The sequence below is a fragment of the Leptolyngbya sp. FACHB-671 genome (genome assembly GCF_014695745.1).
In the GTDB taxonomy this organism is placed as follows: domain Bacteria; phylum Cyanobacteriota; class Cyanobacteriia; order Elainellales; family Elainellaceae; genus JAAUTN01.
The window spans coordinates 1-26,476 of sequence record NZ_JACJOV010000049.1 but is presented as its reverse complement, the minus strand read 5'-3'; the positions used below and the strand labels follow the sequence as shown (position 1 = coordinate 26,476).

27 protein-coding genes, 1 tRNA gene and 1 pseudogene are annotated in these 26,476 nt (G+C 48.8%); 18 read left to right on the top strand and 11 right to left on the bottom strand.

Annotation, left to right across the window (positions count from 1 at the left end):
- Positions 1-113: pseudogene (locus H6F93_RS04200) on the bottom strand (photosystem II D2 protein (photosystem q(a) protein)); the annotation flags it as partial.
- Between the two features lie 394 nt (positions 114-507).
- On the opposite strand from H6F93_RS04200, the gene H6F93_RS04195 reads away from it, so the two are divergent.
- The 6 genes from H6F93_RS04195 (at position 508) to H6F93_RS04170 (ending at position 5,850) form a co-directional block, all read left to right on the top strand.
- Complete coding sequence (locus tag H6F93_RS04195) at positions 508-774, top strand: UPF0367 protein family (RefSeq protein WP_190641007.1); 267 nt, start codon at positions 508-510, stop codon at positions 772-774.
- A gap of 44 nt (positions 775-818) precedes the next feature.
- Entirely contained in the window at positions 819-1,565 is a 747-nt protein-coding gene (locus H6F93_RS04190; protein WP_524537892.1) for an energy-coupling factor ABC transporter ATP-binding protein, read from the top strand.
- A 126-nt stretch (positions 1,566-1,691) separates the two neighbouring features.
- A complete protein-coding gene (locus tag H6F93_RS04185) occupies positions 1,692-2,243 on the top strand; it encodes an NYN domain-containing protein (RefSeq protein WP_190679432.1) in 552 nt (183 codons plus the stop codon).
- Positions 2,244-2,358: 115 nt separating this feature from the next.
- Positions 2,359-2,430 (top strand) — tRNA-Asn (locus H6F93_RS04180).
- Positions 2,431-2,634: 204 nt separating this feature from the next.
- Positions 2,635-3,831 (top strand): aminotransferase class V-fold PLP-dependent enzyme, encoded by a 1,197-nt coding sequence (locus H6F93_RS04175; RefSeq protein ID WP_190679431.1) that lies wholly within the window; start codon positions 2,635-2,637, stop codon positions 3,829-3,831.
- 297 nt (positions 3,832-4,128) lie between these two features.
- Positions 4,129-5,850, top strand: coding sequence for a glycosyltransferase family 39 protein (locus tag H6F93_RS04170; RefSeq protein ID WP_199313469.1), 1,722 nt, complete (start codon positions 4,129-4,131; stop codon positions 5,848-5,850).
- A gap of 82 nt (positions 5,851-5,932) precedes the next feature.
- Here the strand turns inward: H6F93_RS04170 and H6F93_RS04165 are convergent, their stop codons facing one another.
- Both H6F93_RS04165 and trxA read right to left on the bottom strand, forming a co-directional pair.
- Positions 5,933-6,568 (bottom strand): adenylate/guanylate cyclase domain-containing protein, encoded by a 636-nt coding sequence (locus H6F93_RS04165; protein WP_190679429.1) that lies wholly within the window; start codon positions 6,566-6,568, stop codon positions 5,933-5,935.
- Positions 6,568-6,888, bottom strand: coding sequence for a thioredoxin (trxA, locus tag H6F93_RS04160; protein WP_190679428.1), 321 nt, complete (start codon positions 6,886-6,888; stop codon positions 6,568-6,570). The genes H6F93_RS04165 and trxA overlap by 1 nt, the downstream gene beginning before the upstream one ends.
- A gap of 181 nt (positions 6,889-7,069) precedes the next feature.
- On the opposite strand from trxA, the gene fabG reads away from it, so the two are divergent.
- On the top strand, positions 7,070-7,831 hold the full coding sequence (gene fabG, locus H6F93_RS04155) for a 3-oxoacyl-[acyl-carrier-protein] reductase (RefSeq protein WP_190679426.1): 762 nt from the start codon (positions 7,070-7,072) through the stop codon (positions 7,829-7,831).
- Here fabG and H6F93_RS04150 read toward each other — a convergent pair.
- Positions 7,828-8,082: a hypothetical protein gene (locus H6F93_RS04150; protein ID WP_190679424.1), complete on the bottom strand. Its 255-nt coding sequence runs from the start codon at positions 8,080-8,082 to the stop codon at positions 7,828-7,830. The two genes, fabG and H6F93_RS04150, sit on opposite strands and share 4 nt — an antisense overlap.
- A 129-nt stretch (positions 8,083-8,211) precedes the next feature.
- Positions 8,212-9,150 carry a DUF4351 domain-containing protein gene (locus H6F93_RS04145; protein ID WP_190679422.1) on the bottom strand — a complete coding sequence of 313 codons (939 nt, stop codon included), beginning with the start codon at positions 9,148-9,150 and terminating at the stop codon, positions 8,212-8,214.
- An 81-nt stretch (positions 9,151-9,231) separates the two neighbouring features.
- On the opposite strand from H6F93_RS04145, the gene H6F93_RS04140 reads away from it, so the two are divergent.
- From H6F93_RS04140 to groL, 3 genes are all read left to right on the top strand, one after another.
- Complete coding sequence (locus H6F93_RS04140) at positions 9,232-9,609, top strand: DUF423 domain-containing protein (RefSeq protein WP_190679419.1); 378 nt, start codon at positions 9,232-9,234, stop codon at positions 9,607-9,609.
- 146 nt (positions 9,610-9,755) lie between these two features.
- Positions 9,756-11,138 (top strand): WD40 repeat domain-containing protein, encoded by a 1,383-nt coding sequence (locus tag H6F93_RS04135; RefSeq protein ID WP_190679417.1) that lies wholly within the window; start codon positions 9,756-9,758, stop codon positions 11,136-11,138.
- 128 nt (positions 11,139-11,266) lie between these two features.
- Entirely contained in the window at positions 11,267-12,943 is a 1,677-nt protein-coding gene (groL, locus tag H6F93_RS04130) for a chaperonin GroEL (RefSeq protein WP_190679415.1), read from the top strand.
- Between the two features lie 280 nt (positions 12,944-13,223).
- On the opposite strand, the gene H6F93_RS04125 is transcribed toward groL, so the two are convergent.
- The 3 genes from H6F93_RS04125 to H6F93_RS04115 all read right to left on the bottom strand — a co-directional run bounded on the left by H6F93_RS04125 (position 13,224) and on the right by H6F93_RS04115 (position 15,305).
- On the bottom strand, positions 13,224-14,441 hold the full coding sequence (locus H6F93_RS04125; protein ID WP_190679413.1) for an MFS transporter: 1,218 nt from the start codon (positions 14,439-14,441) through the stop codon (positions 13,224-13,226).
- Between the two features lie 121 nt (positions 14,442-14,562).
- On the bottom strand, positions 14,563-15,003 hold the full coding sequence (locus tag H6F93_RS04120; RefSeq protein WP_190679411.1) for a hypothetical protein: 441 nt from the start codon (positions 15,001-15,003) through the stop codon (positions 14,563-14,565).
- Complete coding sequence (locus H6F93_RS04115; RefSeq protein ID WP_190679409.1) at positions 14,988-15,305, bottom strand: hypothetical protein; 318 nt, start codon at positions 15,303-15,305, stop codon at positions 14,988-14,990. The genes H6F93_RS04120 and H6F93_RS04115 overlap by 16 nt, the downstream gene beginning before the upstream one ends.
- Positions 15,306-16,459: 1,154 nt before the next feature.
- Here H6F93_RS04115 and H6F93_RS04110 point away from each other — a divergent pair.
- From H6F93_RS04110 to H6F93_RS04090, 5 genes are all read left to right on the top strand, one after another.
- A complete protein-coding gene (locus H6F93_RS04110) occupies positions 16,460-16,831 on the top strand; it encodes a roadblock/LC7 domain-containing protein (RefSeq protein ID WP_190679407.1) in 372 nt (123 codons plus the stop codon).
- Between the two features lie 92 nt (positions 16,832-16,923).
- Entirely contained in the window at positions 16,924-17,361 is a 438-nt protein-coding gene (locus H6F93_RS04105) for a roadblock/LC7 domain-containing protein (RefSeq protein ID WP_190679405.1), read from the top strand.
- Between the two features lie 124 nt (positions 17,362-17,485).
- The gene (locus H6F93_RS04100; protein ID WP_190679403.1) at positions 17,486-18,100 is read left to right on the top strand and encodes a GTP-binding protein; all 615 of its coding nucleotides are present in this window, start codon (positions 17,486-17,488) and stop codon (positions 18,098-18,100) included.
- A gap of 5 nt (positions 18,101-18,105) precedes the next feature.
- Complete coding sequence (locus H6F93_RS04095; protein ID WP_190679435.1) at positions 18,106-18,657, top strand: GTP-binding protein; 552 nt, start codon at positions 18,106-18,108, stop codon at positions 18,655-18,657.
- 30 nt (positions 18,658-18,687) lie between these two features.
- On the top strand, positions 18,688-20,565 hold the full coding sequence (locus H6F93_RS04090; RefSeq protein ID WP_190679401.1) for a tetratricopeptide repeat protein: 1,878 nt from the start codon (positions 18,688-18,690) through the stop codon (positions 20,563-20,565).
- Between the two features lie 120 nt (positions 20,566-20,685).
- On the opposite strand, the gene H6F93_RS04085 is transcribed toward H6F93_RS04090, so the two are convergent.
- Together H6F93_RS04085 and H6F93_RS04080 are read right to left on the bottom strand one after the other, a co-directional pair.
- Positions 20,686-21,276 carry an FKBP-type peptidyl-prolyl cis-trans isomerase gene (locus tag H6F93_RS04085; protein ID WP_190679399.1) on the bottom strand — a complete coding sequence of 197 codons (591 nt, stop codon included), beginning with the start codon at positions 21,274-21,276 and terminating at the stop codon, positions 20,686-20,688.
- Positions 21,277-21,394: 118 nt separating this feature from the next.
- Positions 21,395-21,718 carry a phasin family protein gene (locus H6F93_RS04080; protein WP_190645549.1) on the bottom strand — a complete coding sequence of 108 codons (324 nt, stop codon included), beginning with the start codon at positions 21,716-21,718 and terminating at the stop codon, positions 21,395-21,397.
- Positions 21,719-22,017: 299 nt separating this feature from the next.
- Between H6F93_RS04080 and H6F93_RS04075 the strand changes: the two genes are divergently transcribed.
- Positions 22,018-22,353 (top strand): TIGR03792 family protein, encoded by a 336-nt coding sequence (locus H6F93_RS04075; protein ID WP_242043304.1) that lies wholly within the window; start codon positions 22,018-22,020, stop codon positions 22,351-22,353.
- 119 nt (positions 22,354-22,472) lie between these two features.
- Here the strand turns inward: H6F93_RS04075 and H6F93_RS04070 are convergent, their stop codons facing one another.
- Complete coding sequence (locus H6F93_RS04070) at positions 22,473-23,375, bottom strand: hypothetical protein (RefSeq protein ID WP_190679397.1); 903 nt, start codon at positions 23,373-23,375, stop codon at positions 22,473-22,475.
- Between the two features lie 251 nt (positions 23,376-23,626).
- On the opposite strand from H6F93_RS04070, the gene H6F93_RS04065 reads away from it, so the two are divergent.
- Positions 23,627-25,915, top strand: a complete 2,289-nt coding sequence (locus H6F93_RS04065) for an ATP-binding protein (RefSeq protein WP_199313468.1) — start codon at positions 23,627-23,629, stop codon at positions 25,913-25,915.
- Positions 25,916-26,056: 141 nt separating this feature from the next.
- Positions 26,057-26,431 carry a hypothetical protein gene (locus H6F93_RS04060; RefSeq protein ID WP_190679395.1) on the top strand — a complete coding sequence of 125 codons (375 nt, stop codon included), beginning with the start codon at positions 26,057-26,059 and terminating at the stop codon, positions 26,429-26,431.
- The last annotated feature ends 45 nt before the right edge of the window (positions 26,432-26,476 follow it).

The following is a 26,476-nucleotide window of genomic DNA, read 5'->3' as shown; positions in this document are numbered from 1 at the left end:
AAGAGCAAAAGACCAGACCAGCCGATGAAGACGAATCTGTCGCGCTTGAGCCAGTCGTCGAGGACGTCAAACCATCCTCGTTCCGCTTGGGCGCGCCCCATTGCTATGGTCATAGCGCAGATCTCCAAAAAGTTATAACTACAGAAATAAGTTCAAGCTCACTTCTACGATTTTCAGCCCTGTAGAAATTTATATAGACACAGAGCAGAAAATGCGATCGAATGTGAACACAGTTTACTTTTCTTTACTGTGTGATTAATTATATCGATACTTTCTCATTTTTTTCACCCCCCTTTCTAAGTTTTAGGCTGCTCTATTGCTGGTAGGCGGAAGAACAGAGGCAATTTTCAAGGATGTTTGGCAAGATTAGAATTTTTTAAAGTTTCAAATTTACTGAGAGATTTTGCTGGAGATGGGAAGGTTGGGCGATCGCCCAACCCGGTTCATGGATTCATCTGAGATACTGAGAATTAGTTCTTGCATAACTGCATTTGAGTTCTAAACCCCATGTTCATTATTGATTTGACTTTGAAGAATACGCCGGTCACGCTGTCGGTGCAGCGGAAGTCGGTGGATGACGCTAAAGCTGTCTATCAGCAAGTTCTAGATGCGATTCGCTCTAGCAATCCAGCCATTCTGGAACTGACTTGTGAGCAGATGCCTGACAAAACAGTTGGTGTATTGGTGAGCGAGATCTCAGCAGTGCAGATTTCCGAAAAATCCAGCACTACAGCCGCTTCGGGCAGACCTCCCGGCTTTGCATTTGCAGGTTAAGCGTTGCTGAAGGATCTTTAAGCACGAGTGTAGTAGGGTGGGCAATGCCCACCCTACTGTATATTTTTCGGCTAAGTTTTAGTGGTCATTTTACTGTCAGCGCTATGACTGAACCTGCGATCGCCGTTCGCGACCTTTGCTTTCACTGGTCAACTGGAGTACCAGTTCTGCAATCCTGCTCTTTGGAAGTGCCCAAAGGCGGGTTTTGGATGCTGCTTGGCAACAACGGCAGCGGCAAATCAACTTTGCTGAAAATTCTGTCGGGTTTGCTGCATCCTCAGTCTGGTGAAATAGGGGTGTCGCCTCCAGTCGGGTTCGTATTTCAAAATCCTGACCATCAGCTGGTGATGCCAACAGTAGGTGCAGATGTAGCGTTTGGTTTGGTTGAGGAAAATCTGCCGATTACCCAAATTCGACAGCGGGTGGCAGAAGCCCTAACTGCCGTTAACTTGCTCAGCCTCCAACGGCGACCGATCTATGCCTTGAGTGGTGGACAAAAGCAGCGAGTCGCAATTGCTGGGGCGATCGCCCGCCATTGTGAAGTTCTACTGTTAGATGAGCCCACTGCCCTACTTGATCCCGACAGCCAGCTTGACTTGGTAGCTCAAGTTCAGCAACTTGTTAAAAGCCGAGAGCTAACCGCTCTTTGGGTGACCCACCGCCTAGACGAACTCAATTTTTGTGATGGAGCATTTTTACTGGAGCAGGGTCGGGTAGTTGATCAGGGCGACCCGATGCGGCTAAAGCAACGCCTGATCCAAAGTCAGGGAGTGAAGTATGAGGGAATCTAGGGTAAGCATTTGAATTTGTGTTCAATCGTTTACACAATGTAATAGAGCTACCCGCTATATTGGAACTATTAAGTAAACATTAACTGCTTAACTGCCGTTTTACTTTGAAATTTTGGGTGTTTGACCATGCCACGCCCCTCAACACAAGCAATTTTACTGGTGGATGGCTACAACATCATTGGAGCCTGGTCTACGTTGCAGCAGGTTCGGGACACGGAAGGCTTGGAAGCAGCAAGGCGCAAGTTAGCCGAGTCGCTAGTGGGCTACAGCGCTTTCCAAGGGTTTGACACACACATTGTTTTTGATGCTCAGTATCAAGGCAGTCCCGGTAGCCGGGAGATGATGACTCAAAACCTTTCAATCTGCTACACCGATCACAAGCAAACAGCTGACACCTATATTGAAAAAACCTGTGCCCTATTTCGTAACGACTTACGAAAGTTTGAGCAGCGGCTGATTGTGGCCACGTCCGATCGGGCACAGCAGCTTACGGTAGTTGGATTTGGGGCAGAATGGATGTCGGCGCAGCGGCTATTGGCTGATGTCGAGTTGGCAGCTCTCAAGGTCCGCCGAAAGCAACGAGGGGGGAAGGGGCGATCGCCCAACCGTTTCCTCTCCAGTTCCCTTGATCCAGTAGCCCAACAGCGGCTAGCTCGGATGCGATTAGGGTTAGAATAAGTGACTGAGTTGCAAAAACTCAGGTTAGCTAAAGCAAGGCAAGGCAGAAAGCAAAAGAAAGTTTGTATTAGAGCTTGCCAAAATGCCTGGTTAATCGATACTATGAAATACGCGTTCCTCAGTAGCTCAGTGGTAGAGCGATCGACTGTTAATCGATTGGTCGCAGGTTCGAATCCTGCCTGGGGAGTTTAAGAAAATACTTGAAAAGGTCAGCTCATAGTCTGGAAGTAGGGGCTTGGCATCCGGGCAAGAATTTTGATCGCTTGGCATCCGGGCAAGAATTTTGATCCATTCCAGGGTCTACCTGCGAAGGCTAAGCCCGCATAGGGAATTTTGCTGCTATGGGACTTGCTCATCCGCTAGATTGGTTGCAGTTTTCAGGCTGCAACCCATGCATTCGACTTCTCATTCAGTTTCCAGACCTGCTGCTTCTGAGTACTCAAAATTTTGGTCACTCGATCCGGCAGTCACGTTTTTGAATCACGGCTCATTCGGAGCTTGTCCCGTTGCGGTCTTGGAGCAGCAGCGATCGCTCCAACAGCAGCTAGAGCAGCAGCCCCTACGCTTCATGGTCAAAGAATTAGAACCGTTGCTTGACCAGTCACGAGCTGCCTTGGCAAACTTTGTTGGCGCAGAGGTAGACGATCTGGTGTTTGTCCAGAATGCCACGACCGGCATCAATACGGTGTTGCGATCGCTCTCCTTTCAGCCTGAGGACGAGCTTTTAACCACAAATCAGGAGTACAATGCCTCGCGAAATGCTCTGAACTTCGTTGCGGAGCGATCGGGAGCGACTGTGGTTGTGGCAGATATTCCCTTTCCAATTGCTTCCTCAGATCAGGTTGTTGAAGCAGTCTTAGCCAAAGTTTCACCTCGGACAAAGCTAGTTCTGCTGGATCACGTCGTGAGCCAGACTAGCCTGGTATTACCGATTCAAATCTTGGCGCAGCAACTCTCCGCACGAAGAATTGAGCTGCTGGTAGATGGTGCCCACGCGCCGGGAATGATTCCGCTGAATCTGGCAGAATTGGGCGCAACCTACTACACCGGGAACTGCCACAAATGGCTGTGTGCACCTAAAGGCAGCGCTTTTTTGTATGTGAGACGCGATCGACAGCACGCTATTCGTCCGCTTACCATCAGTCATGGAGCCAATTCACCGCGCACGGATCGATCTCGCTTTCATCTGGAATTTGACTGGGCGGGAACAGGCGATCCAACTGCCTATCTCTGTGTTGCAGAAGCGCTGCGGTTTATGGGCTTAATTCTGCCGGGAGGCTGGACGGAACTGATGGCACACAATCGAAATTTGGCGATCGCAGCTCAGAAAACGCTCTGTCAGTCCTTAGAAATTGCTCCACCCTGCCCTATTGAGATGGTTGGCTCAATAGCAACCGTGCCGCTGCCCGACGGCGACTGGGAACCGCTGTATGAAGCGTTGGGCGATCGCTTTCACATTGAAGTTCCAATTATTCCCTGGTATCCCTCTAGTAAACGATTAATTCGTGTCTCAGCTCAGATCTACAACCATCTGGCAGAATACAATTACCTGGCAGATGCACTCTTGATTCTGCTAAAAGAGCTGTAAACGAAGCGGAACGTTAAAAGATTTAGCCCGTTTAGCAATGGCTTTTATCGCTGGTTAAAGTCATCTACCGCAAATATTTCAATGCAGAAAGTGTTGAGATCCTTGCTATTCATGCCATCCTGACAGCAGTAGTATCTCGCCAGGTTGAAAGTTGAAGCAGTTCAAAACAGACTTAAATCTGCATCAGCTAGACCTTCGGATTACAAAAGTTGTGTTTTGTAGAGTTGCCTGATGTGGTGCAAGTTGAATGCCTTAAGTCAACGTTGGTGGTTTCACCCTCTGTTGTTGCTGGTCTGGATGACCCTTGGAATAGGACTACGCTTCACTAATCTGACTGCAAAACCGCTTTGGACAGATGAGTTTTCCACGATTGTTTTCAGCTTGGGACACAGCTTTAAAGCAGTAGCGTTAGATCAAATTGTGACGCTAGATGATTTACTGCAGCCGCTGCAAGTTGAACCTCAAGCTGGAATTAGACAGGTTATAGGCAATCTATTAAACGAGAGCAATCACCCACCGCTTTATTTTGTCTTGACCCATTGGTGGCTGCGGTTATGGTCTAGCTCGGAAGGATTGGTTTCAGTTTGGGGAGTGCGATCGCTCTCTGCGCTGTTTGGGGTTGCTGCCATCCCAGCCGTATTTGGTTTAAGCTGGCTAGCCTTCCACTCACGCTTGATTGGGCAAATTGCCGCAGCACTGATGGCTGTTTCTCCATTCGCAGTCTACCTGGCACAAGAGGCGCGACACTACACGCTGCCCGTCTTGTGGGTAATTGCTTCTTTGGGTTGTCTAGTTTTGGCAGCTCGAGCAGTTTACTATCGCACCCCGTTTTCGGTTGGATTGGGGTTGCTTTGGGTTGTAATCAACACCTTGGGCATTGCGACACACTATTTCTTTGTATTCACGATTTGCGCTGAGGCGTTGGTGCTACTCAGCTTGGGGCTGATTCAAAGTTGGCGTGAGCGAGGTGTATGGCAACCTTCTTTCTGGGGACGACTTGGCGGCGTGGCGCTGGGAACGTTGGCAGGAGGACTGATTTGGCTGCCTTTTCTGCAAAGTACTCAGGACACTGGCTTAACCCAGTGGATTTATCGGGGCGATCGCACTGGATTAGCACTCCTAGACCCATTGGGACAGGCTTTAGCGGGATGGATTACAATGCTCTACCTGCTTCCCATTCAAGCAGAGTCCGAACTCATCGTCACAATCTCTGGGGCAGCCTTGATCTTGCTGGTGCTGTGGACATTGCCGAAGCTCTACGCTGGCTGCAAAATACAGTATGCAAAATCGGGCAAGCGGCTAGCAATGCAGGTTCTAGGCGGATTTGTGGTGAAGGCGATCGCCATTTTTTTGGGCATCACCTATCTGTTAGAAATCGATTTGATGAGCGCATTTCGTTACAACTTTGCATATTTTCCAGCAGTCATCGTGCTGATTGCTGCTGCCCTTGCAGCACTTTGGAGGACTGAGCCAAGGATTCAGCCAAAACCGGGTTGGTTGGCTCGACTGTGGTCAAGTGTTATGTCAGGGGGCAAACGAACCGTAATCTTAATTGGGCTGTTCAGCTTTTTAGGTGGGTTAACGGTGGTGACAAATCTGGGCTACCAAAAAACTCACCGCCCGGATGTAGTAGCAGCAGTTATTCAAGATAGTGCTGAGATTCCTGTGTTGGTGGCGATCGCCCATCGTACGCATGGGCAAACGGGCAGGCTCATGGGAATTGCTTGGGAGCTAAAACACGCCACTGACCCAACCGCCGCAGAGAATACGCAGTTTCTGATGATCAGTCAGGGCAAAAGCCCTAAATTTACGACGACCGTAATGCGCGAGGCGCTGGAGCGATCGCCTCGTCCGCTCAATCTCTGGTTGCTCAACTTTCAGCGTCCAACTGAAACTGAACTGCTTGACTCGTTTCTGCGAAAGCAAAACTGTAATCCAGATGATGACGCAGATTCCGTTGATGGATATAGGTATCAACTGTACCAATGCGAATCAGGTAGCCAGTCAGAATCTACATAATTTCCTTCATCGTTCCGGACTTGCTTTTGCGTAGAAGTGGAATTCTTAAAGCTTCGCTCAGAGATTGTGTTGAGAAGGTTAATCAGAAGCGATCGCGGCTTCCCTGCCAAAGCCGCTTATGAGTCATCAGTTGAAGCCCAGAAACAGAAAATTCCAGTTCTTCCCAGCGATCGGATGCTGGATCTACTGGATCTATCTGAGTAAATGCCGCCTCTGTGAGTAAGATTTCTCCCGATCGCGCCAGATCTTCCCCCAGCTTTGAAGCAAGATTCATCTCACTGCCATACATGTCGCTATCTTCTACCATCAGCACCTCTCCGTAACCGATGCCGATGCTGGCAAACAGGTCTAGCGAATCAGGCAAGCCTGTGTTTACCGCTGCTAATGTTTTCAACAGATCAACTGCCGCCTCGACTGCCAGCGCTACTGTCGGAAACACCGCAAACAAGTTGTCCGCTTCTTGCTTAATCAACTTACCCTGGTGTTGGTTAATCAGAGGCAAGGCAATGACATGCAGCCGATGCATCATCGCTAGAAAGTGAATGATTCCATAACGCACCGTCAGCCTTGAAAAGCCCGACATGTCTAACACCAAAACAGCATGAGTTTGGGAAAACGCCCTATGAATAGCAGCATCAATCTCTGCTGCTTTTTCGGGATGCTCATTGCGAGTTTGCAGCAGGCGATCTAACTCAGCCCTGGTATTGAGAGAAGCCATTACTCGACCAAAGTTTTTAATCGTTGAATCAGGCGATCGGCGGGCACCACACCCTCAATTCGCTCAACGGGTTCCCCCTGCTTAAACAGCACCAGCGTCGGCAGGGCATGAATTTGATACTGGGTCGCCAAAGCAGGATAGTTGTCGGTGTTGATTTTTACGACCTTGAGTTGTTGTCCCATTTGAGCGTTTACTTGCTCTAAAATTTTTGCCATCATCTGGCAGGGACCACACCAGGGCGCATAGAAATCTACCAACAGCGGCACGTCTGAACCGGAGAGCATTTCCTCAAAGCTACCGAACTGCTTCTTGGTCGCCATATTGCTACAGGGTTGCTAAACGGAATTTGGTTTTGATGGCTCGATCCTAGTGCAAATTTTTGGGAGTCGGTAAGGATACCCCAAATGCCTTAATATGGTCTAGCAATTTTAATCGGTCATAGCTCGACAATCGCTTGGCGATTCTCTATGGCTCAGCATTCTGCGACAAGAGGTACAGGTTATGGCAGCATCCCTAGATTCCCAACGGCTCAAAGATCAGGTGGCAATTGTTACGGGTGCCTCGCGAGGCATTGGGCGGGCGATCGCCCTGGCATTGGCGGCAGAAGGAGCTAATGTAGCAGTGAATTATGCGAACTCAAGCAAAGCTGCCGATGAGGTCGTTGCAGAAATTACGGGAATGGGAGGAGGGGCGATCGCTCTGCAAGCCGATGTCTCCCAAGCCGACCAGGTTGATACTCTGGTCAATGCCGTCATGGAAAAATGGGGGCGAATCGACGTATTGGTGAACAATGCCGGAATCACTCGCGACACGCTGCTGCTGCGAATGAAGCCCGAAGACTGGCAAGCTGTGATCAACCTCAACCTGACCGGCGTTTTTCTCTGCACCAGAGCAGTCAGCAAAATTATGCTGAAGCAAAAGTCAGGTCGGATTGTGCAGATTTCTTCTGTATCAGGTTTGATGGGCAATCCGGGACAGGCAAACTACGCAGCCGCTAAAGCAGGGGTGATTGGCTTTTCCAAAACCGTTGCAAAGGAGCTATCCAGCCGAGGCATTACGGTCAACGTGGTTGCTCCCGGCTTCATTGAAACCGACATGACTCAGGATGTTAAGGCTGAGGAAATTCTTAAATATATTCCCCTGGGTCGCTATGGCAAACCAGAGGAGGTTGCCGGACTAGTGCGTTTCCTGGCTGCTGATCCCGCCGCTGCCTATATCACTGGGCAAACCATGAACGTGGATGGCGGCATGGTGATGGACTAGTGGTGAAAAATGTGCCCAAAATCTATTCCGTGAACAGCGTCGCAAATACCCGTTGCGCCAAGCACAGAACCACTATGGCAAGCCTGTTCAGTCCCAACTCCATCAAGTGGCTCCCATCCTGCAGAGGTCGCTTCAGCAAACGTTCCTGCTGGGTCATGTTTCCAGTTGCGAACTTTGCGAACGTCTTTATAGAGATAAAACAGTCCTAACACGGGAAATAATCCGATAACTGTAAGCCACAAGATATGCATAACTTTGAAACGCTAAAGTTGTGTGGATATCGGGAAAATCGCTAAAGGTGAAGCATTCACTCTTGATTATTCTAGCGATCGCCCAATTAACGAACCCATTCTGTTTGCACTGGTGAATCCTGCACAGGCTCAGGAGCGGCGATTCAACCAATCCATCAAGTCAGCTTTAGTGGAGAAATCTAAAAGGGCTTCTGCCAGATCTTCTAGTTGAGCGATCGAAAGCTGACGCAAACGTTCCTGCAATTCAGCATCCACAGCCCCAAACTTACGGGACAGTAGACGGCTAATTACAGCTATCTCCCCTTCTTGCCGTCCTTGCTCCAGTCCTTGCTCCAGTCCTCGCTCTATTCCTTCTTGCATCCAGCTGGTAACGATTTCCATAACTTCCTCCCGCTGCTGTCTTGGGTTAATCCTATCAAGCTCGTTCTGAAACTGCTGCTGTTCTGAAGGGTTCAGACGTAGATAAACATCAATGAAGCCAGAGATTAGCTGCATTCGGGCTGGATCTAAGCGCAGGGTTGCCAGCAAACGCAGACATTCGAGCTTAACTTTGGGGCGTTCTGCTTGAGGGATTCTCATTTTTGCCATGAGCGCACTAGCAACAGGATTAGGCTGGCGAACGAAGTCGCGCCGGTTCAAGCGATTAAGTTGAATGACTTCGTAGTTGAACTGCAACACCAGTTTGTTGGGGAATGTGACTTCAAAGCGATCGCCCTCTGCCCGGTACGGTTCATCAAACGAAAAGACGACAATTGGGTAAATGGGCAAGCGATATTTCTGATAGAGCCTCGCAAAATAGTTGAACATTCGCTGCCCGAAGTTTGATTCAGCGTAAGACTGATGCTCAGTGTGAATTAGAAAACAGGAGTCTTCTCCTCTAAAGTTGGCTTGGACGAGCAGGTCAGCTTCGTGGCGATCGCCCTCCGTCACATCAGTGAACACTTCTGTATTTAAGAAAGTCAGAGAATTTGGCTCCAAGTAAGCGCTGACCTCCGGCAGAAACAGGTCAATGAATTCCACAAAGAAAGTAGAGAGCAATTCTTTGAATAAGCGATCATGATCAATCATGGTGGGGCGATCGCTCCAAACTAATTCATTCCTAAACCAGATTCATCATCCTATTGCAGTTTTTGGAGCTATTGGGCAATCATGAGTCAAATTTTTTTGGCGATCGCCTCCATTTTTGGTGGCACCTCAGTTGCGGCTGGGGCTTTTGCTTCTCATGCACTAAAAGAAAAGCTGAGCGATCGCGCCCTAGAAATCTTTGAAACTGGGGCACGTTACCAGATGTATCATGCGCTGGCGTTGCTATTCGTGACGCTGTTGCTGCTGCGGGCTGAGACAAATCAATCTCTTTTAACCGCATCGGGGATCGCTTTCGTCGTTGGAGTCGCAATTTTTTCAGGTAGCCTTTACGCCTTGAGCCTTTCTGGAATTAAATGGTTGGGGGCAATTACACCTTTAGGAGGCGTTGCCTTTCTAATCGGTTGGGGATGTTTGGCGATCGCATCTTGGGGATTGAAATAAGCATCGCCGCTCGTCATGCCAGTTGTGGTTCTGCCATATTCAAAGGAGCGATCGCACAACTTCTCGCCATGATTGGATGAGGGACTGCGCTTCGGATGCATCTCTGTCCAAATGTCATGGTTATTATTTGCTACGGCTACTGATTTATGCGTTTTGCGATCGCTTCTTTCACCTCTCTTGCCCTGCTTGCTGCAATTCCCGCTTCAGCGCTAACCCTTCAGCCGCACGGTGTACCTCAGCCTACCCGGACGACCAACGTAGTCCAGGCGAATCAACCAGAAGCCTGGGGAAACGCCCAACTGAGCTATGAAATTGACCTAGCACAGGTTTATCCCGGTACCGTGTGTCCGGTTTATCCCAAGACAATGGCTGTTAGTCCTAATAGTCAGACGCTTGCGGTCAGCAGCATTAGCCGGGAGCGCTCCTGTAGCAATGATCCCAGTAGCACCCTGACACTATGGAATCTGCAAACGGGAGAGAAGACAGCCACACTGGTGCAGGGCACCGCTGATGAATGGGTTTCTCCCAATGGCGACATTCAAGAACCAGGTTCACTGGTCAATATTCATTTGATGGGAGATGTGGTTCACGCGATCGCCTTCACACCCGATGGCGAAACTGTTGCGGCAGGTATGTCCGATCGCACTGTAAAGCTATGGAATGCCAGAACGGGTGAGGCAATTCGCACGTTGAGCGGACATCAGTATGCGGTTCATGCGATCGCCATTAGCCCCGACGGTCAAACCCTTGCCAGCGGCAGTTCTGACCTGACTGTGAAATTGTGGAACCTTAACACTGGTGAAGTGCGCCGCACCCTCAGCTTGGGAATGCAACCCGGACAAGACAAAATTCAAACGGTTGCTTTTAGCCCAGATGGACAAAGCCTCGTCAGCGTTCTCCATGACAGTAACGCTCTGCAACTGTGGAATATAGATGGACAACCGATTCGCCAGTTGTCTCAAAGCAGAACCGACACGGATAACGGTGGGCGCATCCCCTTTGCCTTTCACCCGACCGGAATTCGGCTTGCCTCTGGGTTAACGCAAATCATCGCTACTGTTGACCCTGATAACACCATCAAACTGTGGAATGCCCGAACTGGTTCACGAGTCGTAACTCTCACCGGACACATAGGTGGTATCCGCTCGTTAACCTTTAGCCCGGATGGAAGAACTCTAGCAAGCTGGAGCGAAGACGGCACAGTAAAACTTTGGAGTATGCGATCGCTACAGCTGGAACGCACAATGCCGATCAATCAAGGACTAACTACCGCACCGCCGCCGTTTGGCGATCGCCTCCTGTTCAGCCCTGATGGTCAAACTCTTGCTGCCGATGCCTTAATTTCATCGGTTGAAAATACTCCTTCCTACGACCTCTCACCCTACAGCGTCGGGCTATTCAACATTGCGACTGGAGAGCGTCAGCAAGCTTTTCCCAATCTCTATTCAGGTGTTTCCTTTCACTTCACTGCTGATGGACAGCGATTTATTGCGGTCGCTGGCTCAACAGTTCAAGTTTGGCAGCGATAGATAACGAGCCTTCCTTGGCAAGTCGTGAATTCCGCCATTGTTTGAGAGAAACTGATCGTTAGCAATCCCCATCAGAGAGTGCTAAATTCTGGAAGGAGAACTCAGATAGAGAGACTGAGAGACAGGCAATGGCAAAATTTGTTGTATTTGATGAAGAATCTCGGCAAGCGCTAGAACGAGGCGTAAATGCCCTTGCTGACGCGGTGCGAATCACGCTTGGACCTAAAGGTCGAAACGTCGTGCTAGAGAAGAAGTATGGCGCACCCCAGATTGTCAACGACGGCATCACGATCGCCAAGGAAATTGAATTAGAAGATCCGCTAGAAAACACGGGCGCTCAACTGATTCGCGAAGTTGCCTCTAAAACTAAGGATTTGGCAGGAGATGGTACAACCACCGCCACTGTTCTAGCTCAGGCAATGATTCGGGAAGGCTTGAAGAACGTTGCAGCAGGAACAAACCCGGTTAGCTTGCGACGCGGCATCGAGAAAACGATCGCCCAGATTGTCAGAGAAATTGAGGCAATTGCCAAGCCCATTGAAGGAAATGCGATCGCCCAGGTTGCTGCCGTATCTGCGGGCAGTGATGAAGAAGTCGGCGCGATGATTTCCGAAGCAATGGATAAAGTCGGCAGAGATGGCGTAATTACCGTCGAAGAATCTAAATCTCTAGCAACCGAACTGGAAACAGTTGAAGGGATGCAGATCGATCGGGGTTACATCTCACCCTACTTCGTAACCGATAGTGAGCGGATGATCTGCGAGCTTGAAAACGCTCGGATTCTGCTCACTGACAAGAAAATCAGCACCATTCAAGACCTGGTGCCCGTCCTTGAAAAAATTGCTCGTTCTGGTCAACCCCTGCTGATCATTGCAGAAGACGTAGATGGTGAAGCTCTGGCAACGCTAGTCGTCAACCGTTTGCGTGGAGTACTGAACGCTGTCGCGATCAAAGCACCTGGTTTTGGCGAACGTCGCAAAGCCATGCTGCAAGACATTGCCGTCCTCACCGGTGGACAAATGATCTCCGAGGAAATCGGCTTGAGCCTCGACACTGCCAGCCTTGACATGTTGGGAACTGCTCGTAAGCTGACGATTACCAAAGACAGCACTACGATCGTCGCTGAAGCTGCTAATAAAGCTGATCTAGACAAGCGCATCGCTCAAATTCGCCAGGAACTGGGTCGCACTGAATCTGACTATGACAAAGAAAAGCTGCAAGAGCGGTTGGCAAAACTGTCTGGTGGCGTTGCGGTAATCAAAGTTGGGGCTGCTACAGAAACTGAACTTAAAGATCGCAAACTGCGAATCGAAGACGCGCTCAACGCAACCAAAGCAGCCGTTGAAGAAGGCATCGTTCCGGGTGGTGGCACAACCCTGATTCACCTGGCTCAGAAAGTGCAGCAGGACTTCAGGAACAGCTTGAACGTTGAAGAAAGGATCGGGGCAGACATTGTAATCAAAGCCCTGGAAGCCCCACTGCGTCAAATTGCAGACAATGCTGGAGCCGAAGGTTCCGTAATTGTTGAGAAGGTCCGTGATTTGGATTTCAACGTTGGCTACAATGCTCTGACGGGCGAATTTGAAGACCTAGTTGCAGCCGGAATCATCGACCCCGCAAAGGTGGTACGTTCTGCTCTGCAAGATGCGGGTTCCGTTGCTGGCATGGTAATCACCACTGAAGCGCTCGTCGTCGAAAAGCCAGAACCTAAATCTGCGGCTCCTGCCGATGGTGGCATGGGCGGTATGGGTGGCATGGGTGGCATGGGTGGTATGGGTGGCATGGGTGGCATGGGTATGATGTAATGCTGCGTCCTCTCAAATAAGCCAACATATATTGAGGCGTGTCTTCGCTTACAGCGGGTTTCACTTGAATAAACCACAATCTTTTGTAAGGGCGAACCGCCGTTCGTCCCTACGATGTGGCTGACTCATCTGAAAACGGCTGTAATTGGGACACGCTTCAAAATAGTAAGCTCATGTAGAAACGGCATTACAACGTTTCTCTAAAACGAGGCTACAGATGGAAGGGCACCCCGCTGAGCGGGGTGCCCTTCCATCTGTAGCCTTAGTTTTTGGAATGGTATTACATACAAACGCAATAGCGGAAGACGATGGAGACAGCGATCGCAAATCCAACTCCTACAAAGAAGACGCTGTTAATCCCTCCGATCGCAAAGGCAACTCCCATCAGCACAGGGCCTAGCGTTTGACCAATGCCAAAAAAAGTACCATTGACCGACATTACAGTCGCCAAATACTGTCGGGGCGATAGCTCTGCCAGAAGTGTTTGAATACTGGGAAAACCAATACCCAAGCCAATGCCAAAGAGAGTCGTTGGAATCAGCAGCATCAAGAGATTAGTCATAAACGGAACGAGCAGCAGCGCCAGCCCATAAAACCCAAAGGAGATTCTGATCAGGGTTTGAGGTGAAAAGCGCCTTGCTAAATTGCCGATTTGAGAAGACGTAAGGGCGATCGCCACCGAAACGCTAGAGAGCATCAGCCCAATCGTAAAAGTAGAGGTCTGAAACGATTCCTCAATCAATTGCGGCAAGTAAGTGACGTAAGCACCATAGAGCAGCACAAAATTGGCAGTGCTGGCTAGAAATAACCCAAGAATCTGACGATTCTTTAGCACGGTCAAGGCATTTCTCAAATATTCGTGTAAATTTAACCGGGCTTTGGGTTCAGGATTATGCAGCGCAAACAGAACTAGCAGCCCTACTGGAATTGCTAAAATCGGCAGCGCAAACGGATAATACCAGCCCAGGCTAGCAAGCGCCCCACCGATAATGGGATAGCTAGCTGTACCCATGCTGGTGACGCTACCGTGATAGCCCAACGCTGTGATGCGCCTGTCTCCCGAATATAAGTCGCCAATTAGGGTAATACTGAGCGACAGTAACGATGCGGCTCCAACACCCTGAAGAAAGCGGAGAAATAGCAGCAGATTAAAGTCACGGGCAAAGGCACAGGCTGTCCCCGCAATGCCAAACAGCAGCAAAGACGGAACCAAAATTTTTCGCCTGCCAAACTGATCGGCTAGAAAGCCTAAAACCGGACCTAAAACTACTGTGGGAAAGGTAAAGACGGTGACTAGCAACCCAATGTTTTGGGGTGGCACCTCCAGCGCTTCAGCTAAGCGAGGAAACGTTGGCGTGACGCTAGAGACTCCCAGGATAGCAATCAGGGCGATCGCAAAAATGATTAAAAGATTTTGATCGCCGAGCAGCCCTTTTGGAGTTTGAGGAGTGTTGTCTGGAGGAGTGTTGTCTGGAGCATTGTTTGCGGTAGGCTGCACAATTGAACTCCCTTTTAGGTAGGTCGGACAAGGGTCAGGCAGAGTGCCATGACTCACTCATCTTAGAGTAATGACCTTGGAGAGTAGCGACTTTAAAGAAGCGATCGCTTCTGCTTCGCCCTCACTCCCCCTCATCCTCCAACGGCAGCGACTTATTTTTATTAGAATTTGGGGTTTGCTTACGCTTGGGCTTCATGTTGTTCAAAGACTCAGAAGCAGCCTGGTCTAGTAGTTTCCTGAGTTCGTAGTCGGGCAAGCTGACGGATGCAGAAGCTGCACGAGGGATTTCGTCTCGTTGGGAGGCAGTAGCTCCTTTAGGCTTATCTGTCCATCCGCACTTAATGCAAATCTGTCGTCCAGATGATTTCAGTGGCGGTCCAAGCCGACTGCTGCATTTTGGGCAGGTTTCCTGATGAGAAGGAGTCAAGCTAAAAGTTTGAGTCGGTTGAGGCGGTAAGGACTCAACAGATATCGCCTCTGCAAAAGTCGCTTCTGAATCGAAAAAATGGGTTGGAGAAGCCTCCTGAGGTGAGGGCGATCGCTCACTCAGGAGGCGATCCACTTTCCCTGCAAATCTTTCATCCTGCTACTGACCGATTCTAAGGCACTAATGCGGGTAACTAGCTCCGTTAAGTCCTCAACGGTGACAAATCGGGAAGAGGTAAGCTGATCAGGTTCCTCCTCCTCCTCCAGCAGACGTTGAAGTGCCGCCAAAATCACCTCATTGTGATTTTGACCTAATCGACTGGCACGCCGCTTGATCGCTTTTGCCAAACTCATGGGTAGCTGTATCTTGATGGCTACCTTCTGCTCAGAAATATTTTTGGGTGTGGATTGGTCAGAAGAACCCAGATTATTAGTCATGGAATTTGCAACACACGCTTGGGTTGACGGCACATTCTTCTACCATAATGCAATCGTTTCAGATTAGATGATTGAGAAAAAGAACGGAAATTGCATCGTTTGCCTGCTCAAAATTTGCAATACAATCGCTAAATCTGCAACACATCAAGCTATTAATTGGCAATTCATCTAATCAAAGAAAAGTGCAAGTATTGCAGATCAATTAACTGAATGGGCTAGTAATATGACCGTCCAAGCAACCATTGTTTTTTCCATATTAGCTGACCCCAAAGCATAGATTACTGCACGATTTAATTAAGCTAATTGTTACAAAAGACAAGACATCTAACGAGCTTATGGTAAAAATCTTCTGCAGAAAAGCTAATTAGAAGCTTCTTTTCAAAGTAGAACCGAAGCTTCCAAGTCCTGATAAGCCTGAATTGGCACCAATCAGCCAGAATTTTTCCTCATGCAAATCGTGCAACCAGAACCTATTAAACAATGTAAATTTATACTGGAAATTGTTTAGCTATTTAAACAAGCCTGCAACCTTGCATTACTTAACTCATTAATTCAAGCATCCGGATGGATTAGGAATTTCTCGAAAAGGTCATTAATCTTGTGCATTGATTTCTAATTTGTTTGAATGACTAGTTCATTGCAGAAGCTATTAGCTGTCTTGAAGAATAAACAAAGTGTCAAATTTTCAATCTGCGAAAATGACATCAGTGAATCTTTCAACTTTTGGTAAGAAGAATACGAAAAAGCGACAAACATTTCTTTAAAGATGCAGACATTAGCAAATTCAACTGCTAATAATAAATAGTCACTCTAACTTGAGCAGCACTTGAGATGGATGCATCACCAACATGAAATATTTTTGCGGCAGTTTCATGAAATATTTCCGAAATGGGTGATTAGGGTGTTGGCTATAGCGATCGCACTAGCAAATTGAGTTTCACGCACAGATTGAGATTAGTTCTCAACGTGTCATTTCAGCAATAACAATGGTCGTTCATGAAGTTGGAAAACAGAAGATAAACAGGGTAGAAAGGTTTATTCAAGGCCTCATTGCTGAAAGCATAGGCTCAACAATATTCGGTTCAGAAGCTGAAGAAACTTCTAATCCAACAATTTCCAACCTCTAGTAGAAACACAAAAATAGGCACACAATCATGGCAATCAACACAGAGAAACTAGGGTACATCCTGCAAAACTTTGTATCCACTACGTCTGATGTTCAAGGGGCAGCAATTGTTACTCCCGATGGGCTACCTTTGGCTTCTAATTTGCCTGGTGGAATGGATGAAGAGCGAGTCTCAGCAATGTCTGCTGCAATGCTGTCTTTAGGCGAACGTATCGGTCAAGAATTGGCGAGGGGTGCAATTGATCGCCTGTATGTAGAGGGCAATGAAGGCATCAGCATCTTAACAAGTTGCGGGCAGGATGCAGTCTTCCTGGTACTGGCAGGAAAAGCTGCAAAACAGGGTGTATTGATGCTGGAAATCAAGCGTGCTGTTTCTGATCTCAAACATACTTTGTTCTAAAAGCAAAGCCATTAGAGAACTGAAGAGAATTGACTGATGCAGCTAGAAACCTGGTTTGGCACACCTTTAGAAATTTAGGCAGGAACACAACAATGGCGATCAATACAGAAAGACTTGGGTTAATTCTTCAAAATTTTGTCTCTGCGACTTCTGATGTTCAGGGGGCAGCACTAGTCACACCCGATGGTTTACCTTTAGTCACCAATCTGCCTGGTGCAATGGATGAGGAGCGAGTTTCGGCGATGTCTGCCGCGATGCTGTCTTTAGGCGAACGCATCGGCAAAGAACTAGCGCGAGGTACGATTGACCGACTTTACGTGGAAGGCGATGAAGGATTTAGCATTTTGACAAGCTGTGGGCAAGATGCCGTCTTTTTGGTGCTAGCAGGAAAGACGGCAAAACAGGGTGTGCTAATGCTGGAAATCAAACGCGCCGTTTCTGATTTAAGAAGTACGTTATTTAACGTGGGTCAACCTCGACCTGAACCTTCGATTGGTATGATGTCTCGCGCTCGACCAGCTAGAGCTTAGACAATTCTTAGGCAAGAAATTACCGCATAACTGGCGATGCTTGGGTAAGGGCGAACAGCGTTCGCCTTTACAGGGCTAATCTTCTCAAAGTTGCAAGACTGGAATCTTTTTGTGGAGCAATACCATGAGACTCATGCGTTTGGTCGTAACGGGAACTGCGGGAGCGGGCAAGTCCACTTTTGTTCGCACGGTGAGCGACATTGAGGCGATCGACACCGATCGCACTGCAACCGATGAAACAGCCCAAATCAAACAGAAAACAACAGTCGCCTTTGACTTTGGTCGGCTCTCGTTCGGTCCCAGATTAGAAATTCACATTTACGGCACTCCGGGGCAATCACGCTTTAACTTCATGTGGGATATTTTGATTCAACGCGCCAATGCCTATGTGCTGCTGGTTGCGGCTCACCGAATTGATGAGTTGGTAAAAGCACGTCAAATCATTGCGTTTATGAATGAACGGGTGCAGATTCCAATGGTGATTGGGCTGACCCATCGAGATTGCCCGGGGGCGCGATCGCCAGAGGAAATTGCAATGCGGCTAGGCTACACCGATTTGAGCAACCTGCCGACAATCGTAACCGTTAACCCCAATGAGAAAAATTCGGTTTTAGAAACGCTCAACGTCATGTTGATGTCCTACCTGATGTCACAGCTTGCGCCGGATTTGAATACTGTTCCAGCTCGGCAAAACTTTGGACAGGAGGAGTATCGACCCAGAGTTCAAATTGTACGGTGATGGGAATGAAAACCTTGCGTTTGGTGGTGACAGGAACGGTGGGAGCGGGCAAATCCACCTTTGTGCAAACGGTGAGTGAGCTTGGCAGTATAGAAACAGATGAAATCGCAACAGACGAAATCGCTGCGCTAAAGAAAACAACGACGGTAGCATTTGACTTTAATCGAATTCAGCTTAATTCTCAGGTCGCTTTGCACATCTACGGTACGCCAGGACAGGTGCGATTTGACTTTATGTGGGAGCTTTTGATTCAACAGGCAGAAGCTTACATCTTGCTGGTCGCAGCCCACCGTCGAGAGGACTTTCAGCCGACTCGTGAAATTATTGCATTTATGCAAAAACGGGTTGAGGTTCCGATGGTGATAGGGCTGACGCACACAGACTGTGCGGGGGCGCTAAGTTCGGAGGAAATACTCACAGGGTTAGGCTATGGTCGGAGCGATCGCCCGCCCGTGGTGGTCGTTAATCCACACCATCGGGCTTCAGTGTTTGCTGCACTGGCGACTTCGGCGGTGCTGTTGACTCCTCACTGGGCGGGGGAAAAGTACGTCGGTTAGTGAAAATAAGTCAACAGGGTACGCAGAACGATGATTGGCGATGAGACACGAGCCTCAGCAAAGGCTGAACAGGAGTATGAACTGCATCATCACGACCCAAGAACAGGAACCTGGGGCGATCGCCATGAGATTCGCACATGTCTGCATACCCTCGGAGTAGAATCTGCCTCGCTGCATCAGCTTCCAACGGAGATTACCCACTTTACCGGGCGATCAGTTGAGTTAGAGAAGGCGATCGCGATTCTTCAAGCACAGGGTGAAGGCGATCCCACTCTGTTGACCATATCCGGGACAGCGGGCGTAGGTAAGTCAGCCTTTGCAATTCATGTTGCTCATTGCATCAAGCATGACCTGTCAGAGATTCAGTTTTATGCAAATTTGCGCGGTACAGAAAATCAACCGCTAGAACCGCAAGAGGTTTTAAGCAGTTTTTTACAAGCATTGGGCGTGGGCTACCCGATGGCATCAGCAAGTCTGGCAGAGCAGCAGAGCATTTATCAACTGATGCTGTCTGGAAGACGGGTTTTGATGGTGCTGGATAACGCCCGTGATGCAGCCCAGGTGCAACCCTTGGTGCCCGATAGCCCAACCTGTACAGCAATTGTGACGAGTCGCCAGCGATTGGAACTGCCCGGAACCACGCTAGAGCTAGAACCTTTGCCCCCAGCGGAAGCGCTCGAACTGCTGCAAAAAATAGGGGATGTCCCACCAGAACTAACCGCTGCCGAGCAGCTTGTTACGCTTTGCGGTCGGTTGCCTCTGGCACTCAAGATTACTGGTGGCACACTGTGCAACCAAGCTCAGCCACCTGAAAACTATGCAGATCGGCTAGCCGATGAACGCCAGAAACTAGAACAGCTACAGTCTAGCTACTTAGGTGTTCGGGCTAGTTTTGCGGTCAGCTATGCCCAACAAGAAAAGGCGATCGCGCGTCTGCTGCGGCTGATTGGGCTGTTGGTGCGCCCCAACCTAACCGCCGCCCTTGTGGCCGCGTTGCTGGAATGCAACCTGGAAGCCGCAAGCAAAATTCTATCTGCGCTGGTGAGATCAGGGTTGCTGGAGCCTGCCGAGTCGGGCTGTTTTTGGCTGCACGATCTGATTCGCCTATTTGCTAAAGAACAACTTGCCAGAGGCGAATCGGCTGAAATGCGGCGAATTGTTCGCTTAAGAGCAAGCTACTGGTACTGCGAGACGGCTGGATTGCTGGCGTTGGTATTTGACTTGACGGACCAATCCCCTGTCCCACTGGAAAAGCAAGCATTTAGCCAGAGAGATGATGAGTTACTTAGAGCGGTATTGAGCTGGTTTGACCGGGAAAAGCTCAACCTGTTAGCGGCGTTGGAGTGGGCTAACCAAACGCAGGCATGGGAAACTGTGGTAAAATTGGCGCAAAGCTTGACGCGCTGGTTTGATCTGCGGCATGACTGGAAAAACTGGGAGCAAACCCATCGACTGGCGCTAGAGGCAAGCCGCAAGCTGAGCGATCGCCACGCAGAAGCTCAAATCCTCAACAGTCTAGGTAATGCTTACTTTCGCCAAGACCATCGCAAAAAAGCCAGAGAACATTACGAAAAAAGCCTCAGCCTGCTTAGAGAATTGGGCGATCGCTATCAAGAATCTCAAACGCTGACCAATCTCGGCATTCTCTACAGACAAGAAGGCGATGACGAAAAAGCGATCGCCCTCTGGCAAACCGCTCTCAAAGGGTTTCCTGCACATTCGGCTGCTGCCCACCAGTTAGAGCTTTGGTTGCAAGCGTCTCAAGGAATTGATCTCGATGAGATGCAGCCAGATATAGAAGTGGGCGATCGTTCCTCTCGTCTTGCAATCCAACAGATTATTGCTGGATGTGCGATAGGAGCGATCGCCCTGCTCGTAGTTCTCGTTTTCCTGATCAGGGGAATTTGATGCAAGGAAGTAATATCAAAAATTAGGATTACAAGATAGAAGGGCACCCTGCGAAGCAGGGTGCCCTTCTATCTTGTAACCTCTTTTTAGAGAAGCGTTATAATTGCCGATCAAGCAGCACTAGCTAATTCTCAATAGCTCCACGTCAAAGATCAGCGTGGCATTGGGGGGAATCACACCACCCGCACCACGAGCACCATAGCCTAACTCAGGCGGAATGATCAGTTGACGGCGGCCGCCTACTTTCATCGTGCTGATGCCTTCATCCCAGCCGCGAATCACTCGACCCGCGCCCAAAGGAAAGGAAAAGGGTTGGTTGCGATCGCGAGAGCTATCAAACTTAGTGCCGTTCTGCAACGTTCCGGTGTAGTGAACGACTACTGTTTGTCCTGCTTGCGGGGTAGCACCTGTGCCTTCTTCGATATCGATATACTGCAAGCCAGATGGGGTAGTGATAATATTCTCAGCGTTTTCAGGCATAGATTCGGTTGCATCAGGGGTTAACAGATCAGAAGCTTGCGCGATTTCGGGTGCTTGCGCAATTGCTTGGGCAAAGATTTGGGCAGGGCTTTGAGCAGGAGTTGCCGGAGCTTCTAGGGTGGGGGGCTGAGACTCAGCGGCGATCGCCTCCTTTGTCCCAGTAAATTGAGCCACCACCAGAAACACAAAACAAACCGCCATGACTCCCAAGCTGATCAAAATTTCCCGCACAATTCAGTCCTCCTGTGTTCGACAGTGGATTCATGACAATCAGTCAAATTTCGGCAATCACCGAATTGAATCCGCTTCCCAGTTTAATACTTCAGGTCAGCTAGAAGCCTAGCTGAAGCTAGCGCCAAAGTTTATTTTCCAGATCGCGCACCTGCCGCTCCAGGCGATCGAGCCGCCCACGCAGTTCATCCATCTCGTTTTGGCGCGGCACTCCCAAATCTTGCAAAACGTGTCGCAACTGACGATGCATCTGCGACTCAAAATTGCTTTGCTCAGACTTAAGCTGTTGCAACAGGTCGTTGACAAAGCTGTTAGCTTGCTCAGGGTCTAGCTTACCGTCTTTGACCCACTGGTCGCTCACTTCTCGCAGCTTTTCCGTAACTAGAGAAGTTGTGCCAATGCCGATCATCAATATCTGCTTAAGAAAGTTGTTATTATCCATGCCGTGTTCCTATGTCTGGGCTAAGGGAGGCTAGGTCAAGCAAAGGAAATGACTAAAATCTGACTGATTCCAGCCTACAGTAGACTGCTTCACAAACAGAACAAGGCTGAAAGATTAGATTTGCACCTTTGCTGAAGGCCTGACTCGTGATATCTCTTGCAAGGGATCTGAGTCTATTGTGGCAAATTTAGCACTGAAGCCGCTCTCCAAATGGGCCGGGTTATCCGTACATTGTTTCATTTTGGGATGAATTTGTGCGTCATACAAATTCTCCCTAAGTTAGCAACGCCGTTAGGTTTATGGTTTCTGTTGAGGTTGAAAAGATGGTAATTGAATGGCTCAAGTTCAATGTCACGCCAGAACTGCGGGAGCAGTTCGTGCAAAAGGATGAGGAAATCTGGACGGCTGCCCTTTCGACTTACCCTGGCTTTCTCGGCAAAGAGGTGTGGATTAGTCCAGACAACTTAGCAGAGGTGATTATTATTGTGCGCTGGTCTAGCTTTGAGGAATGGCAATCCATTTCCCCAGAGGAGCTTGAACAGGTCGAAGCCCGTTTCAACGCCGCCATCGGAGAAGATACCCATGAAATTGTGGAATCCGCGGGTTACCAAGTGCGTAAATTTCAGCGGACGTGATTGTGTACTGCCGAGGAAAAAACTCAGGTAATCTTTAAGCAAGCAGGTACCGTATAGCCAGCAATGCTCTAGTAGGGGTGAACGGTCGTTTGCCCCTACAGGGGTAAAGCTTCTCTCGTTTAGCCGTCGTTGAGCGATCGCCTCAATATTTGAATAGAGGCTGCATATTGATTGGGTGTTCCTTGAATCTCTGTAATTAGTAGCGAACCTTGCCAATCTCTGCCTTCCTCATCCTGATAGCTCCAGCGGGAAAGCCCTCTTTCGGATGCCTCAATCTGCCTCCAGCCTGCCTGCTGAAGCTGGCTGGCATAGTGGTTGATTAACGCTTCAGCATCTAAATCAGTTTCAATCACAGCATCTGCACTCGCATCCCCGTTGCCACTGCTGCTGCCACTACCTTGGACTACAGCATCAGTGGGAGGGAGCAAAGCGGGCAAAGGTGCCTCTACTATACCTAAAGAGCAGTCAAACCCAGATGAAGGCTCAGACTCAAATCCGCCGGCAATCAATGAAAGCTGTACCGTTGTTGCAGACGAATCAGGTGAAGGTTGGGCTGAAACATTCAGCAGAGCGGCTTGAGAGGTAGAGCAAAACTGACGAGGCAGTTCTCTAGATGCTAAATCGTTAATATGAGCTTCACTGAGTCGAACAATAAAACCTTTCGGGGATGCGTGAGGTTCTTGCAATTGCCATCCAGTATCGAGCAACTGTTGCTGAAAGAAAGAGTAAACTTCTTCTGATGACTGAGCAGTTCGCAACATAATCTCTGTGAAGCCATAGCTCCGCACAATTGAGCCAATAATTTGTGCTTCTTCGGGCAGCGGAAAGTCGGCAGGTAGCGGGTCAGGAAGCTGTCCCACCAGAATTTGAACGTTTTCTTCCCCCTCAGATGCATATCTTAGTCTCAGCATTTCTCTCAGCAGGGCTGCTTCGTTTTCTGGAGTCAGTTGAGCTGAAGCTGTCCCTAGTGGCAAAGTAAGGCTGATTGAGATGAGTGCTGGCAGAAGACGGAAGGAAACCATAGATACCTCTTGAATCTCAACTGCGCGATCGCCCTTTTCCTGCTGCTACATTGGCACTTTAAGTTGTGATACTCCTCACCCACCTGAGTGAACCAGTTGGAGGATGACAATTTGGGGAATGAGCAACTATCCTCAGGCGAGATTAGTCAGATTCTTTAGAGAAGCGCTTCAAAAATCCTCAGTTTCAGTCGATAAAGAAGTAGCGTGATCGCAACAGCTTCAACAACATCAACAACGCCTCTGGTGGTGCTATGCAAGCAATAGACAGAATATGGCAAGCTCTGCCGATTAACGCTGTCTTAGCTCGAATCAAAACTTTTACGTCCGCTTCAGAATCCGCTGACTACACTGCCTGGCGACAAAAGTTCTTTCGCGATCGCCTGTTTCTAGCAACCTGGGCAGGGCTGCTGTGGACTCTAGTTCAACTGCCCCTATCATCCATTTATTTTTACCTCTACAACCCAAGCCTTGCCGATACAGTCTTGCTCTGCAACGCTGCCGCATTGATTTGTGTCGTAGTTAATTTGCTCTTACAAAGAACTCGAATAAAGTACGCCAATCCAGATCTCCTACTTTTGGGATTGTATGGGTCTTTAATTGGATTTGCTCTGATTGAGCGTGCTATCCTTAGCCAAAACTTACCGGATGGGCAGTTTCATCTAGATGTGTCGCTGTTCACGCTGGTATTTCTGACGCTGGTTGCTCTAATTCCAGTGCGGTGGAAGCTTCATGCACTCGCTCAACTAGGGGCACTGGGGTTTCATTTTGGGCTAAAAGCGGCTCTGGATTTAGACTTAGATCTACCCCTAATTCAACAGGGCTGGGCGGTTTTGTTTCAGCTGTGGATCTGCTTCATCTGCAACCTGGGAGTTTATTTATATGAGCATTTGAAGCGGGCTGAAGTAGAGTCACGGCGGCAGCTTCAATCTTTCGTTCAAACTGTCTCTGAAGATTTGCGAACCCCAGTACTGGGCAGCTTGAAGGACTTAAGAGATCTGCTGGATCAGTCAAAGGAGCAGGTGTCCGTTTCACGCTTACGGCTGGAAGTCATGTTAGCAAGTAGCGATCGCCAACTTGATCTGGTGAACTCACTTCTAGACAAAGCTAGAAGCTCAAATCGTTTAATCCAAGCCCAGCGAAATCGCATTCCTGTAAATGGACTACTGACTGGATTGATTAACGTTGGGCTAAAGCGAGTCAAAAAAGCCAGCAAAGCGCTTGGCTTAAAGGAACTTGCACCCAGTACCGCCATTCAAACCAATACCTCCGCAATCGATTACGAGGTCTGGCGCTATCAATTTATAATTGAGCGGTTGCGTCTCGTTTGGTGGATTGCTTTTGGTTGCACCGCAACATTGTTTGTTCCAGACGTGTTTGCCGCTCAGAATGGTTCAGACAGAGGCTACTGGCTATACACCTATGCTGCAATTTTGCTGTATTTGGCGGCGTGGTCTATTCTCTATCGGAGTCAATTTGGTCGCGCTCGTCCAGCGTTATTGTTTGTTAGCTTTGCTTGCTCCATTCCTCTCATTTCACAACTCTTTGTGGCGATCGCCGGATGGGTAGAGCCAGACATAGGGGTTTGGACAATTATGTTTTTGATGATGGCGACGTTGATTTCCGTAGGGTGGCGACTCCATGTTGCTTCACAAATTGGTGTACTTATAGGTTACTCATGCCTCAATCTCGCATTTGGTCTAAGCTTCCACCTGAATCCGCTGCACTGGATTGAAATAGGCTGGTATCTGTTCTGGATTTGTGGCATTTGTGATATCACCGTTTATACCTATGAACGTCTCCAGCAAAATGAGTTTGACTCACGCCGCCAGTTGAGAATTTTCCTTCACTCGGTTGCTCATGATCTCAAAACACCAGTGCTGGGAGCGTCACTGGTGCTGCAAAATTTACTCAACCGACCGGGCGAAACACTACAGGTTCCTCGGTATGTGATAGAGCGAATGGTGCAAGGGGGCGATCGCCAGCTTCACTTAATTAACTCCTTATTAGAAGCGCACATCAGTCCTACTCAAGGTGTCACTTGCCAATTTGAACCTACCTCCCTTAGAGCTTTTACCCAAGCTGTAATTGCCGATGTAGAACCCCTGCTCAACCGCAACCAGGCAGTTTTGGCGAATTTTATTCCGACTGATTTGCCGCCCGTTCACGCTGACCCACTTCAACTGTGGAGAGTGTTTGAAAACCTGGTGACGAATGCGCTGAAATATAACCCACCTGGGATAAAGCTGACGCTAAAGGCGATCGTTGAAGCGGGAATGGTGCGCTGTAGCGTGCAGGATAATGGCGTTGGTATCAGTCCAGACCTGTGTAAACAGATTTTTGATCTGTATAGCCGAGGTTCTCATGTGAGGCGATCGCCTGGACTAGGCTTGGGACTGTACCTCTGCCAGCAAATCATCACCGCTCACGGTGGCAAAATTGGCGTAATTAGCAGTCCTGGTGCTGGCTCAACCTTCTGGTTTACGCTCCCACTAGCTCAGTCTCAACCTATCAAAAACCCCATCCATAAACTAGTGCGCTGAAATTTTTCAACAAGTCAATCCCCCTTCGCAGTAGGGAGCAGGGTAGTTAAAAAATGTCTCTAAAGCCTAAACTAGCCGATGTAAAACCTACTACAGTAACACCCTCTTCTCACTCCCCTCTCCGTGAGTTGAGTATTAAATATGTCACCTTCCCGGACTGTTCTGGTCATTACCAACATACTCGACGGTAGCCACGATTACGAGCATCAGCTACAGCAAGATAAAAGTTTTGCATACTGGGTTCTGACTGAACCTTACAGCAACCAAATTTTGGCTCTGTTTCGAGCGCAGCAGATCGACGGCATCCTTTTAGAGATTTCCGCTTCCTATACCGCTAGCCTGGATGTACTCAGTTGCCTAAAAGGGCAAATGGGCGATCGCTGTCCACCTGTCGTCGTGATTGACGGCAGCGACGCTGAAATGGCGGTTGAAGGAGATGTAAATCTCCTCAGGACTTACGCAGATGTACTAAATGTGGTGGTCAGCTTAGCCCAATTTCATAGCAAGAGTGGGTGATTTGAGTTGCCCAATCAAATAGTGGGATAACAGTCTGCTCTTGAG

Bases quoted from the DNA above. Each gene is read 5' to 3' on its own strand.
- H6F93_RS04110 (WP_190679407.1), top strand. From the start codon at position 16,460: ATGGCAATCAACACAGAGAAACTAGGGTACATCCTGCAAAACTTTGTA.
- H6F93_RS04185 (WP_190679432.1), top strand. From the start codon at position 1,692: ATGCCACGCCCCTCAACACAAGCAATTTTACTGGTGGATGGCTACAAC.
- H6F93_RS04165 (WP_190679429.1), bottom strand. From the start codon at position 6,568: ATGGCTTCTCTCAATACCAGGGCTGAGTTAGATCGCCTGCTGCAAACT.
- H6F93_RS04080 (WP_190645549.1), bottom strand. From the start codon at position 21,718: ATGGATAATAACAACTTTCTTAAGCAGATATTGATGATCGGCATTGGC.
- trxA (WP_190679428.1), bottom strand. From the start codon at position 6,888: ATGGCGACCAAGAAGCAGTTCGGTAGCTTTGAGGAAATGCTCTCCGGT.
- H6F93_RS04195 (WP_190641007.1), top strand. From the start codon at position 508: ATGTTCATTATTGATTTGACTTTGAAGAATACGCCGGTCACGCTGTCG.
- H6F93_RS04070 (WP_190679397.1), bottom strand. From the start codon at position 23,375: ATGGTTTCCTTCCGTCTTCTGCCAGCACTCATCTCAATCAGCCTTACT.
- H6F93_RS04090 (WP_190679401.1), top strand. From the start codon at position 18,688: ATGATTGGCGATGAGACACGAGCCTCAGCAAAGGCTGAACAGGAGTAT.
- H6F93_RS04065 (WP_199313468.1), top strand. From the start codon at position 23,627: ATGCAAGCAATAGACAGAATATGGCAAGCTCTGCCGATTAACGCTGTC.
- H6F93_RS04100 (WP_190679403.1), top strand. From the start codon at position 17,486: ATGAGACTCATGCGTTTGGTCGTAACGGGAACTGCGGGAGCGGGCAAG.
- H6F93_RS04060 (WP_190679395.1), top strand. From the start codon at position 26,057: ATGTCACCTTCCCGGACTGTTCTGGTCATTACCAACATACTCGACGGT.
- H6F93_RS04145 (WP_190679422.1), bottom strand. From the start codon at position 9,150: ATGATTGATCATGATCGCTTATTCAAAGAATTGCTCTCTACTTTCTTT.
- H6F93_RS04115 (WP_190679409.1), bottom strand. From the start codon at position 15,305: ATGACTAATAATCTGGGTTCTTCTGACCAATCCACACCCAAAAATATT.
- groL (WP_190679415.1), top strand. From the start codon at position 11,267: ATGGCAAAATTTGTTGTATTTGATGAAGAATCTCGGCAAGCGCTAGAA.
- H6F93_RS04105 (WP_190679405.1), top strand. From the start codon at position 16,924: ATGGCGATCAATACAGAAAGACTTGGGTTAATTCTTCAAAATTTTGTC.
- H6F93_RS04175 (WP_190679431.1), top strand. From the start codon at position 2,635: ATGCATTCGACTTCTCATTCAGTTTCCAGACCTGCTGCTTCTGAGTAC.
- fabG (WP_190679426.1), top strand. From the start codon at position 7,070: ATGGCAGCATCCCTAGATTCCCAACGGCTCAAAGATCAGGTGGCAATT.
- H6F93_RS04190 (WP_524537892.1), top strand. From the start codon at position 819: ATGCCCACCCTACTGTATATTTTTCGGCTAAGTTTTAGTGGTCATTTT.
- H6F93_RS04075 (WP_242043304.1), top strand. From the start codon at position 22,018: ATGGTTTCTGTTGAGGTTGAAAAGATGGTAATTGAATGGCTCAAGTTC.
- H6F93_RS04140 (WP_190679419.1), top strand. From the start codon at position 9,232: ATGAGTCAAATTTTTTTGGCGATCGCCTCCATTTTTGGTGGCACCTCA.
- H6F93_RS04135 (WP_190679417.1), top strand. From the start codon at position 9,756: ATGCGTTTTGCGATCGCTTCTTTCACCTCTCTTGCCCTGCTTGCTGCA.
- H6F93_RS04150 (WP_190679424.1), bottom strand. From the start codon at position 8,082: ATGCATATCTTGTGGCTTACAGTTATCGGATTATTTCCCGTGTTAGGA.
- H6F93_RS04170 (WP_199313469.1), top strand. From the start codon at position 4,129: ATGACCCTTGGAATAGGACTACGCTTCACTAATCTGACTGCAAAACCG.
- H6F93_RS04095 (WP_190679435.1), top strand. From the start codon at position 18,106: ATGAAAACCTTGCGTTTGGTGGTGACAGGAACGGTGGGAGCGGGCAAA.